Raw genomic sequence first — 10,455 nt, forward strand, 5'->3', positions numbered from 1 at the left:
ACGCGGCGCTCGACGATTTCGCTCAGTGTCACGCCAGGCCGCAATTCCTCGGGCGCTATGCGGTAGATTTCCGCATAGCGCCGGTTGCTCAGGATCAACCGTTCATCGGCATCGAAAAAGCAGATGCCTTGCGAAATATTCTCGATCGCAGTCTCGAAGCGCAGGGTCTGCCCTTCGAGAGCCGCAATGGTCGTGCGAAGTTCTCCCTCGAGCGTATCGTAGGAGACATCAGCCAGTCTTGCCAATGCGGCTACGCCCACCGGCCCGCGCGCCCCGACGGATCTTCTGGATGACTTCGTGACCAAACAGACCTCCTCCGGTTTGGCACCTGAAACAAGAAAGGGCCTCTGTCGTGCCAGACGAAAGTCGACTGACAATGTTACAGATGTGCTAATTCAAGATGAACTGTAACGGAATTGGAGGCGTCAGCAACCAGATACCAAAGGTGCAAATGTCATTTCAAATCAACTTCCAACGGCTCATTATCGATATTCTTTTGCACACGCGGGTTTTGACGATCATCCGAGCAACAAATCATCAGGGGCAACCAGCTTGCTGCCAGCGCTACCGGCGCCCGCCTCAATCCATATGCGCGGCAGGAGCTGCCGCGCCGGCCGGAGCGGTCTTCGGCTTGCGCAGCAGGAAGACAAACGGAATGGCAACCAGCGTCATCACCATCAGCAGTTTGAAGTCGTTGACGTAGGAGATCATCATCGCCTGGATGTTGACCATGCGGTCCACCTGCGAAAGTGCCGTCGGATCGCCGCCTGCTGCCGCCGGCGAGGCCGCCCACAAATTGGGGTTGAACGGGTTGATGAAAGCCGACAGTTCGGTGTGATTGACCTGCGTGTTGCGCACCATGAGAACCGTCACCACCGACACGCCGATCGACGAACCGAGATTTCGAACCAGGCTGAACAGGGCCGTGGCGTCGGTGCGGAAGCGCACGTCGAGCGTGGCGAAGGCCACCGTGGACAGCGGCACGAACACCATGCCCATGCCCAGGCCCTGGATGACGCCGGAGCTGAGGATCAGCCAATTGTCCATCTGCGGCGTGAAGGAGGACATGGTGTAGAGCGACTGCGCGGTGAGCAGAAAGCCGATGACGACGAGGATGCGGGCGTCGATCCTGCTCATGAGCCGTCCAACGACAAGCATCGAAATCATCGTGCCGACACCGCGCGGCCCCAGGACGACGCCGATGGTCACGGTCGGATAGCCGAAGATGGTCGACAGCATCGGCGGCAGCAGCGACATCGAGGCCAGGATCAGCACGCCCATGACGAAGATGAAGGCCAGACCGGTCACGAAATTGCGGTCGAGGAAGATCTTGGGGTCGATGAAAGGACGTTCCGCCGTCAGTGTGTGGATGATGAACACCCAGAAGCCGGTGATCGAAAGAGCAAGCTCGATCCAGATTTCGACCGAGGAAAACCAGTCGACCTCGCCGCCGCGGTCGAGCAGCAGCTGCAGTGCGCCGACGCCGAGCGAAATCATGGCGAAACCGAAGAAATCGAAGCTGCGTATCCGCCGGGCAATGACCGGCAAATAGGCTGCCATGCCGAGGAAGGCGATGATGCCGACCGGCAAATTGATGAAGAACACCCAGCGCCAGTTGAAATTCTCGGTCAGCCAACCGCCCAGCGTCGGACCCAGGATCGGCCCCAGCATGATGCCGGCGCCCCAGATGGCCATCGCCTGGCCGTGGCGTTCCCTGGGGTTGATGTCGAGCAGGAAGGTCTGCGACAGCGGCACGATGGCTGCGCCGAACACGCCCTGCATCAGCCGGAAGAACACAATGCTCTCCAGGCTCCAGGCAATGCCGCACAGCATCGAGAACACGGTGAAGCCGACAACCGCCGCCAGGAACAGTTCCTTGCGGCCGAAGCGGTCGGCCAGCCAGCCGGTCACCGGCGTCATGATCGCGGCGGCAACGATGTAGGAGGTCAACACCCAGTTGATGTTGTCGGGCGACGCGCCGAGGTCGCCGGTCATGGTCGGCAGCGCGACATTGGCGATCGTGGTGTCGAGCGCCTGCATGACCGTCGCCAGCATCAGCGCCACGGTGATCAGGCCGCGATGCGGCACTTCCTTGAAAGGTTCTGGTGTGGTCATGATGCGGAACTTCCGACAGGTAACAATAACGTGTACACTAGGTTTCCGGGCGGCGAGGCCTTCTCTGGTGAAGAGACCCTCATCGCGGTGGGACGCGATCTATCGATGTGGGGGTTACATCGATCGAAGGTCTCGACACATCAGGCGCTTGCCGCCCGGAAATCCAAGGTCCGAAGGATGGGCGCCGAGATGGTCCAGGTTCTGGGCAGCCCGCAATGCGGCCCGGTCCAATCCACCCCTCGTTCAACCTGCCGTCGGACCGATCCTGTCATCTCAACTTCACCTCGCCTGCGGCGGGCGTTCTGCCGGGCCGTGATCCTGCTTTTCGAGATCACGGTCCATTCACAGTCTATTGTGCTTCGCCTGCGGTGGCGTGGCCGAAGATAGCGGGGAACCCGCGTGCCACGCCGGTATCCACCGTAACCGAGGCGCTCATGCCGGTGCGCAGCGCCATTTTGGCGTCGGCATCGGTCAGCTCCAGGCGCACCGGAATGCGCTGGGTGACCTTGACCCAGTTGCCGGTGGCGTTTTGAGCCGGCAGCAGCGAAAACTCCGCGCCAGTGCCGGCGCCGATCGCCTTGACGGTGGCCTCGAAAGTTCTGCCCGGATAGGTGTCGACGACGATCTCGGCCTTCTGGCCAGGCTTCATGTGGGTAAGCTGGGTTTCCTTGAAATTGGCATCGATCCAGGTGTCGCCGGTCTCGACCAGCGCAAAGAGCGGCGTGCCGGAACCGACATACTGGCCGACCTTGAACGAGGAGGCCTGGCTGATGACGCCGTCGGCCGGCGCCTTGACCGTGGTCTGCGCCAGATCGTAGGCGGCCTTGTCGCGCGCGGCGAGTGCGGCCATCACCGTCGGATGCTTGTCGGTCTCGATATCGGGATTGCCGGCGAGAGCCGCCTTGGCGCTGATGATGCCTTGCTCGGCAACGGCCAGTTGCTGCCTGGCCTTGTCGAGATCGTTCTTGGCCTCGTCCAGCGACGATTTGGCGTTGATGCCCTTCTGGGCAAGGTCGGCGGCGCGGTCATACTGCGACTGCGCGTAGTCGACCTGGCTGGCATCGGACTTTTCCTGCGCCAGTGCCTGGCTGTAGGCGGCGCGCAGCTGTTCGATTCCGACGCGTGCGACTGCGACCGCCGCGTCGGCCTGGGCTAACGCGATCCGGTAGGGCTCGGGGTCGATGGCAAACAGCACATCGCCCTGCTTGACCTGCTGATTGTCCGAGATGCCGACCTGAACGATGCGGCCGGCGGTGTCCGAGGCGATCGACACCTTGGCCTGCTGCAAATTGGCGTTCTCGGTTTCCTGATAGCGGCCGCCGGTCACCCAGACATAACCGCCACCAATGGCCAGCGCGGCCGGCAGGGCGACCATCAGCAGCAAGCGGCCGAGGCGGCGCTTCTTGACCGGAGCCGGAGCGGGTTGAACCGGGGGAGCCACCGCGACAGGTGCTGCGGCCGGCTGTGCAGGCGCTTCGGCGGCCGGCTGTGCCGGTGTCTCGATCTTGGTTACATTCTCGTCTAGCTTGGCTGCCGCGTTCATGCTGCTGCCCCTTCCGTACTCTTCAAGGACGACGTCTCGCCGTCCGCCAGGTTTTGCACGATGGTGTCCAGCGCCCGGATAAGGACGCGGCGGTCGTCCGGCGAAACGCCGACCAGCGATTCCTCATAAACTTCGCCAGCAAGGCTTTTGACCTCGGCATAGGCCGCGTTCGCCTTGGCTGTCGGGAAGATCATGCGCACGCGCCGGTCAGTTGCGTCGGAGCGCCGCTCGATCCAGCCGCCCTCCTCCATCCGGTCGACGAGGCGTGAAACGCTGATCGGCTCGATTTCGAGAAGTTCGGCGAGGCGAGCCTGGGCGACGCCGGCCTCCTTGGCGACGCGAACCAGAAGCCGCCATTGTGCCGAGGAAAGGCCAAGACCGCTGGCGCGCGCCTCGAAGCGCTTGCGCATGAGGCGCTGCACGTCGTGGATCAAAAAGCCCAATCTATCTATGCCGTCGGAAACCATGAGCGGTATATATTATAAGCGTGCTTACCATTCAAGGCGCCGCATTGCGCCAGAGCCGAAAAAGAGGGATGGCAGCCATGCAGATGCGGTCATGGCACAGTCAATAACGGTTGCGGATGACCTCCCGACCGTGACGTGAATTGCCGTCGAGAACGCCGCGAGGAGAAAGGTCGTCTTGCGCGTCCTCGCCACCGGCACACCTAGGCTTTCGGCGGCACTTTCGCCGGCGGGGAAGGCATCGAGCCGGCGGTGGTTCCACAGGGCATAGGCAAGGATGGTGCCCGCACCCAGCGCGCCCGGATATTGTCCCAGCGAGCCAGGCCGAGGCCGCCCAGCAGCGGCTTTCCACGATGGTGACCTGCCACAGTCGACCAGCGCCCTTCGATTTTACGACAGGCGCAATTTCGATCAAACTGGCCTCGCAAAAAGCCGGCAGCATGGAGTGGCCAAATGAGAGGAGACTCATGAACCCGACCGAGAAAGCGCTGTGGTTTGTCGAGAGCCATTTGCCGGAAGCGATCTCGCTTGAGGATGTCGCGCAAAGCAGCGGCGTCTCGCGCTTTCATGTGACGCGCGCCTTTGGCGCCGCCACCGGCCGTTCGGTGATGGGCTATATGCGCGCGCGCCGGCTGACCGAAGCGGCGCGCAAGCTGGCTTCCGGCGCGCCCGACATCCTCGCTGTCGCGCTCGATGCCGGCTACGCCTCGCACGAAGCCTTCACCCGCGCCTTCCGCGATCAGTTCGGCACGACGCCGGAACTGGTGCGCGCGCAGGGCAGCCTCAGCAATCTCGACCTGGTGGAGCCGATCCTGATGGACCAGTCCTTCCTCGCCTCACTGCCGCCGCCGCGCTTCGAGACCGGCCGTCCCTTCCTCATTGCCGGCCTCGGCGAGCGCTACAGCTGCGAAACCAGTGCGGCCATTCCGATGCAGTGGCAGCGCTTCGGTCCCTTTATCGGCAACATCCCGGGCGAGACCGGCGACGTCGCCTATGGCGTCTGCGTCAATGGCGACGATGCCGGCAATTTCGACTATATCGCCGGGGTCGAAGTTTCGGATTTCTCGGACCTGCCGAAGGAGCTTTCGCGGGTGCGGGTGCCGGCGCAGAAATACGCCGTGTTCACCCATGCCGAGCACATCTCCACCATCCGCCGCACCGTCAACACGATCTGGAACAAATGGCTGCCGGCCTCGGGGCACGATATAGCCGACGGCCCCGAATTCGAGCGCTACGGCCCGGAGTTCGATCCGCGCAGCGGCAATGGCGGGCTGGAGATATGGGTCCCGGTGGCCTGAACGCCGCTACAGCTCCAGGTTCCAGTTCTGGCCGACCAGATCCTTGCCGAAGGCGTGATGGCGCTCTTCGTCCACCAGCCTGAAGCCGGCACTCTCGTAGATGTGGCGGGCGGCGGTCAGGATGTCGTTGGTCCATAGGGTCAGCGTCTTGTAGCCCTTGGCACGAGCAAAGCCGATGCACTCCTGAACCAGCCGCTTGCCGATGCCGAGGCCGCGCGCCGATGGTTCGACATAGAGCAGGCGCAGCTTCGCCACCGCGTCGGATTTGCGCACGACGAAGACCGAGCCGACCACCTCCCCTTGCCGTTCGGCAATCCAGCTGCGTTCCCATTCTGGATCGAAGGATTTTACGAAGGCGCCGAGGATTTCGGCGACCAGCGCCTCGTAGGTTTCGTCCCAGCCATAGTCCTGTGCGTAGATCTGTCCTTGGCGGCGCACCACCCAGCCGATGTCGCCGACCTGCAAGGGGCGCAGCATATACGGCACTTTGGACTCCGGGCTGTCGCTCAGGAGTTGCTGCACCGTCTGCATGGCCTTGACCAGCCGGTCCTGTTCGGCAGCAGGAAGCCGCTCCAGCAAGGCCGCGACCTGGTCATGCGAAGCCCGGTTCAGCGGCGCGAAGGCCTGCCGCCCCACCGGCGTCAGCGTGATCGACGACTGCCGCGCATCCGACGCCAGCGGCGCGCGCGCAATCAGCTGCAGGTGCTCGAACTTCTTCAGGAGCCGGCTGACATAACCGGCGTCGAGGCCGAGATCGCGGATGAGATCGCTGGCGGTCAGGCCATCGCGATGCGCCAGTTCGTAGAGCACCCGCGCCTCGGTCAGCGAGAAGGCGCTTTTCAGCAGGCCTTCGTCGAGCAGACCTATCTGGCGGGTGTAGAAGCGGTTGAAAGCCCGCACCGCGTCGATGCGTTCCTTGCCGGGTTGATGATGGATCGTCATGGGAAGCCTCCTGCCCATCAACGATCGGTCATTTATTTGACTTAGTCAAGTATCGAGGAGATGCTCCCCCGGTCGTGTCTCAGGCGATGGCGCGGCGGCGCCGTGCGATCAGGACGAACAGGCCGAGCAGCACAACGCTGGCCGCAGCACTGGCGGCGGCAAATTCCGGCACCGGCCGAAAATCCTTGCCGTCGATCAGCAGCGATGCCGCGACCGGGCCGATCGCCAGACCGAAAAGCTGGGCCGCCGGCACCAGAAGCACGGCCGTGCGCGTCTCGTCGGCGGTGATCGCCAGCCGGATCTGATAGGGCACGATGAACAGAAGGATGAAGCCCATGATCAAGGCCGCGACCCAGAAAACCGTCAGGCCGGGGCTGCCGGCGAGCATCACGGAACTGGCGACGGCGACCACGCCGATCGCCACGATGGCGAAGCGGTAATCGATGCGCGCCTCGAAGACGGTAGCCGTCATTGCGCCCAGCACCTGCAATGCGAGGTTGGCCGAGACGATCAGGCCGACGGTGCGGCCATCGATGCCGTATTGTGCGCCAAGTGGCTCGAGAAACGCCCAGACCGAGCCGAAGAACATGAAGTAGCAGAAGACGCTCAGCAAAGCGGCAAGCGAAGGAACGGTCAGCACATTGCTGAACTGTTCCTCCTTGGGCAGGTCGGCATAGCTATCCGGGACGATGAAGGCGACGGCCACCGAGGCGATGCAGACGACGGCAAGAACGATGAAGCCGCCCGCCGATCCGGCGGCCGGGATGACGTAAAGCGCCAGCAGCAGGGCAAGGGCGCATTGCGCCAGGGTCTGAAGGGTGACGAAGAAGCCGCCGATGCGCTCGGCCCGGCGTGAACGGGCGATCAGTTCCGTGGCGACCGCCACCAGCCCACCCTCGGCGAGGCCTGCCACCGCGCGGGCGGCAATCAGCGAGGTCGAGGTCAGCGCATAGGCGGTCGCGCAGTTAGCCAGCGCCAGCAAGAGCAGAAGGACGGCACTTTTCAAGCGCATATTGTGGGCGGACAGCATCATGGCGATGGCCGCCGATCCGATGCCGATGGCGATCATCTCCGCCGTGGCGACCAGCGCGAGTTCGTCACCGCTGACATGCCCTTCGGTGTAGAGCGCGCCGAGAAGCACCGGCTGCAGCCCGAGAATGAGCAGCCCGACCGAGCCGATCCACAATGCCGAGGCGAGTTGCGCCCCAGTGGGGTTGCCGACCAGCCAGTCGCCGTTCCCGGCATCCGCGTTACCAGCAGAAGTCACGGTCCCTCCCAACGTCCTTGCCTGACGGCAAAAAAACTGACAGTCTGTCAGCATTTAGAAACTGATACTCGATCATATTCGTTTGTCAATCAGTAGCGGGACTTGGCACCAACAAGGCTGGGGATGGTCTTGGCGATCGAATGGTCTGGGCGATCGAGAGGATGGCGGCATGAACGAAGCAGTGCAGATGACGACCGAACCGAGGCGCAGGCCCAAACAGGAGCGCAGCCGCGAGCGCATCGACGCCATCCTGTCGACGACCATGCGGCTGATCGGCGAGAAAGGCATCGACGCCGTCACCATGAAGGAAGTCGGCGCACAGGCCGGCGGGCCGATCGCCACCGTCTATCATTACTTCCCCAACAAGTCGGCGATCCTGGCGATGCTCTACGAGCGGTTCTCCGAAGTGAGCCGCTCTCGGCTTGCCGCGATCGTCGCCGACATTGGCGGGCTGGGCGACGTCATCGCGGCGGCCGACCGGCTGCTCGACGACTACTATGAGCGCGTCGCCGGCGACCCCGCCATTCAGGACCTGCAAAACGCCATCCAGGCTGACAAGGCGCTGAAGAATCTCGACATCGCCGAAACCCGGCGCCAGGCGACGATGTTCTGCGACCATGTCGGCCCCTTTCTCGCGCCAGAGCGACGCAATGAGTTCGGCCGTATGGTTTTCCTGATCTTCCAGCTGGCCGGCGGCGTCGTGCGCATGGCGCTGACCCAGAACCAGGAGGAAAGCCGCCACACCATCGAGGACTACCGGTCGATCATCCATACGCAGTTGGGACTGTTTCTCTAGCGCCCGATTCGACCCCGTCCGGTCTGGAGGATGAGGTTTTCGAAGCCGTCGGCCAGATTGGCGGTGCCGGCGGCAACGATCTTCGACAGGTTCCTGGCGCGACCTGGAGTCTTGTTGGCATCGAGCAGCACGGCCCTGCCCTCATGCACGACAAAGTCGAACTTGCCATAGTCGAAGCCCAGCTTCCGACGCAAGGCGCGCAATTCGTCGGGAACCGCAACCGGCTCCCGGCGGATGGTGTCGTCGCCCTTGACCAGGCGCTGCGGCGAGACATAGCGGGTGCAGCGCTCCCGATCGCCGCAGAAAATCCAGAACCGCGCCGCAAACCCGTCGGGCTCGATTTCGGGAATGAATTTTTCCACGATCAGGTCGGCACGCCTGAAAATCTCCGGCGCCACATCGGCCAGCGAGGCATGCACCTGATAGCGGTCGAAGGTCTGCGCGCCCGGGAAAGGCACTGCCTTGCCGGCGCGAACGGATTTTCGGTTGAGCTGCTCCTCGGGCGTCCCCCAATGATTGAGGTTGCTCTTGACGATGACCTGGCCGCTCCAGTTGGCACCCTCCTCGAGGATCGCACCGCTGATGCGGCGCTTGGAAATGTCGGTCGCACCAAGATTGAGACAAATCGGAAATCCGCGCGCGTAGTCGACATAGTCCGATGGCGTCACTGTCGCGTCGACATGCAGGACGGCAATATCGGCGTTATGACTTGCCGAGGGTCCACGCATGATCTGCACGGAGTGACCGCGCCGTTTCAGCTCCGCCAGGACGTCGAACAGCATGTAGGGGCTGTCCTGGCGCAGCAGGAGGCCCCGCCGGCTCTGGAAGCGGTCAAATTCATGCGTTATGACGGCAATGCGGGCCATGGCCTTTCCTGCATGAGGTAACTCGCAAGGCAACCAACAGCCTGGAAGGAAATATGTCCAGCCTTTCCCCAAACCGTTCCGCATGACTGAGCATTGGGACGCAATTCGCCGTCATTGGCGGCTTCTCGGGTCGCCGCTGTGTCCGCCCCCGGAAGCTGTCGCCGCCTATGAGCGCGAACTTAGCCTGCAATCAGTCGATGTGGTGCTGCTCGGGGTCACGCCGGAGCTTGCCGCCCTCGGAAGGACCATGCTCGCGATCGACGAGTCCACTGCCATGATATCGGGCATCTGGCCGGGCGATACCGCCTCACGCAAGGCGGTGATCGGCAACTGGCTGGAGTTGCCGCTGGGCGACGAAAGCGTCGGGGCGGTGATCGGCGACGGCTGCCTGTCGGCGCTGGACTCCTCGGTTGCACGGCAGGCGCTGCTTGCCGAGATCGCGCGTGTGCTGAAGTCCGATGGGCGGGCTGCATTGCGCGCCTATGCAAGCCCTCAGGTGCCGGAGGATCTGCAGGAGGTCCGGGCGCTGACGCTGTCCGGTGGTGTCGCGACCTTCCACGAACTCAAATGGCGCATTGCCATGGCTTGTGCCGGCGGCGATCCCGACCGCGCCATTCCGGTGCGGGCGATCCTCGACGCCTTCGATGCGCTGTTTGCCGACCGGGAGGCCCTTGCCGCGACGACCGGATGGGAGATGCCGGTCATCGGCACCATCGATGTCTATGCGAATTCGCAGACTGTCTACAGTTTCGCCCCGGCGGCGACGCTGGTCGAAGAGGCGAGCCGGTTTTTTGACAGTGTCCGCCTCGCGCCGACAGGGACCTATGGGCTGGCTGAACGCTGTCCGCTTCTGGTGCTTAAATCGCCGCGGCGCCGGTAGGGTCTGCCGTCGGATCGCGGCACGGCTCCAATTGGCACAATTGTGCTCACCGTTCGCCTTGACTCTCGAAAGCCACGCGCTTATTTCAGCGCACGTTAGCACTCTCCCCAGGTGAGTGCTAACGCACATCCGGCACCGCCGGATCGAGGAACAGCTCTCACCGTTCTCATTCGAGGAAGAAAAAATGGCAAAGTCGAAGTTCCGCCCGCTTCATGACCGCGTGGTCGTACGCCGGGTCGAATCCGAATCCAAGACCGCCGGCGGGATCATCATCCCGGATACGG

Annotated in this window: 10 protein-coding genes and 2 pseudogenes; 4 read left to right on the top strand and 8 right to left on the bottom strand. The window is 63.2% G+C overall.

Translation table 11 applies throughout. The features are described 5' to 3' along the window. From NKI61_RS30635 to NKI61_RS30655, 5 genes and pseudogenes are all read right to left on the bottom strand, one after another. Positions 1–188: PAS-domain containing protein (locus NKI61_RS30635; RefSeq protein ID WP_502899948.1), on the bottom strand; the 188-nt coding region annotated here is incomplete at its 3' end. Between the two features lie 391 nt (positions 189–579). Then, positions 580–2,115, bottom strand: coding sequence for a DHA2 family efflux MFS transporter permease subunit (locus NKI61_RS30640; protein WP_023694754.1), 1,536 nt, complete (start codon positions 2,113–2,115; stop codon positions 580–582). A 349-nt stretch (positions 2,116–2,464) separates the two neighbouring features. Continuing rightward, a complete protein-coding gene (locus tag NKI61_RS30645; RefSeq protein ID WP_352545904.1) occupies positions 2,465–3,658 on the bottom strand; it encodes an HlyD family secretion protein in 1,194 nt (397 codons plus the stop codon). Beyond that, positions 3,655–4,125, bottom strand: coding sequence for a MarR family winged helix-turn-helix transcriptional regulator (locus NKI61_RS30650; protein WP_023705728.1), 471 nt, complete (start codon positions 4,123–4,125; stop codon positions 3,655–3,657). Before NKI61_RS30650 ends, NKI61_RS30645 begins: the two co-directional genes overlap by 4 nt. Positions 4,126–4,251: 126 nt before the next feature. Continuing rightward, a pseudogene (locus tag NKI61_RS30655) lies at positions 4,252–4,460 on the bottom strand (iron chelate uptake ABC transporter family permease subunit); the annotation flags it as partial. 129 nt (positions 4,461–4,589) lie between these two features. On the opposite strand from NKI61_RS30655, the gene NKI61_RS30660 reads away from it, so the two are divergent. Continuing rightward, complete coding sequence (locus tag NKI61_RS30660; RefSeq protein ID WP_023835101.1) at positions 4,590–5,420, top strand: AraC family transcriptional regulator; 831 nt, start codon at positions 4,590–4,592, stop codon at positions 5,418–5,420. A 6-nt stretch (positions 5,421–5,426) separates the two neighbouring features. Here NKI61_RS30660 and NKI61_RS30665 read toward each other — a convergent pair whose 3' ends face one another. Together NKI61_RS30665 and NKI61_RS30670 are read right to left on the bottom strand one after the other, a co-directional pair. Next, positions 5,427–6,362 (bottom strand): bifunctional helix-turn-helix transcriptional regulator/GNAT family N-acetyltransferase, encoded by a 936-nt coding sequence (locus NKI61_RS30665; RefSeq protein ID WP_023752081.1) that lies wholly within the window; start codon positions 6,360–6,362, stop codon positions 5,427–5,429. A gap of 79 nt (positions 6,363–6,441) precedes the next feature. After that, positions 6,442–7,629 carry an MFS transporter gene (locus tag NKI61_RS30670; protein ID WP_023682985.1) on the bottom strand — a complete coding sequence of 396 codons (1,188 nt, stop codon included), beginning with the start codon at positions 7,627–7,629 and terminating at the stop codon, positions 6,442–6,444. Positions 7,630–7,798: 169 nt separating this feature from the next. On the opposite strand from NKI61_RS30670, the gene NKI61_RS30675 reads away from it, so the two are divergent. Then, positions 7,799–8,425, top strand: a complete 627-nt coding sequence (locus NKI61_RS30675; RefSeq protein WP_023734263.1) for a TetR/AcrR family transcriptional regulator — start codon at positions 7,799–7,801, stop codon at positions 8,423–8,425. Here the strand turns inward: NKI61_RS30675 and NKI61_RS30680 are convergent. Then, on the bottom strand, positions 8,422–9,291 hold the full coding sequence (locus NKI61_RS30680) for a hypothetical protein (RefSeq protein ID WP_352842098.1): 870 nt from the start codon (positions 9,289–9,291) through the stop codon (positions 8,422–8,424). The two genes, NKI61_RS30675 and NKI61_RS30680, sit on opposite strands and share 4 nt — an antisense overlap. Before the next feature lie 82 nt (positions 9,292–9,373). Between NKI61_RS30680 and NKI61_RS30685 the strand changes: the two genes are divergently transcribed. Together NKI61_RS30685 and NKI61_RS30690 are read left to right on the top strand one after the other, a co-directional pair. Then, a complete protein-coding gene (locus tag NKI61_RS30685) occupies positions 9,374–10,171 on the top strand; it encodes a class I SAM-dependent methyltransferase (protein WP_023715202.1) in 798 nt (265 codons plus the stop codon). 184 nt (positions 10,172–10,355) lie between these two features. Then, positions 10,356–10,455, top strand: a pseudogene (locus NKI61_RS30690) (co-chaperone GroES); the annotation flags it as partial.

It is taken from the genome of Mesorhizobium sp. M0514 (genome assembly GCF_040321145.1).
Classification (GTDB): domain Bacteria; phylum Pseudomonadota; class Alphaproteobacteria; order Rhizobiales; family Rhizobiaceae; genus Mesorhizobium.

What these genes read in the sequence shown, in the direction of transcription:
- NKI61_RS30640 (WP_023694754.1), bottom strand. Translation starts at nt 2,115, where the DNA reads ATGACCACACCAGAACCTTTCAAGGAAGTGCCGCATCGCGGCCTGATC.
- NKI61_RS30650 (WP_023705728.1), bottom strand. Translation starts at nt 4,125, where the DNA reads ATGGTTTCCGACGGCATAGATAGATTGGGCTTTTTGATCCACGACGTG.
- NKI61_RS30645 (WP_352545904.1), bottom strand. Translation starts at nt 3,658, where the DNA reads ATGAACGCGGCAGCCAAGCTAGACGAGAATGTAACCAAGATCGAGACA.
- NKI61_RS30675 (WP_023734263.1), top strand. Translation starts at nt 7,799, where the DNA reads ATGAACGAAGCAGTGCAGATGACGACCGAACCGAGGCGCAGGCCCAAA.
- NKI61_RS30685 (WP_023715202.1), top strand. Translation starts at nt 9,374, where the DNA reads ATGACTGAGCATTGGGACGCAATTCGCCGTCATTGGCGGCTTCTCGGG.
- NKI61_RS30665 (WP_023752081.1), bottom strand. Translation starts at nt 6,362, where the DNA reads ATGACGATCCATCATCAACCCGGCAAGGAACGCATCGACGCGGTGCGG.
- NKI61_RS30680 (WP_352842098.1), bottom strand. Translation starts at nt 9,291, where the DNA reads ATGGCCCGCATTGCCGTCATAACGCATGAATTTGACCGCTTCCAGAGC.
- NKI61_RS30660 (WP_023835101.1), top strand. Translation starts at nt 4,590, where the DNA reads ATGAACCCGACCGAGAAAGCGCTGTGGTTTGTCGAGAGCCATTTGCCG.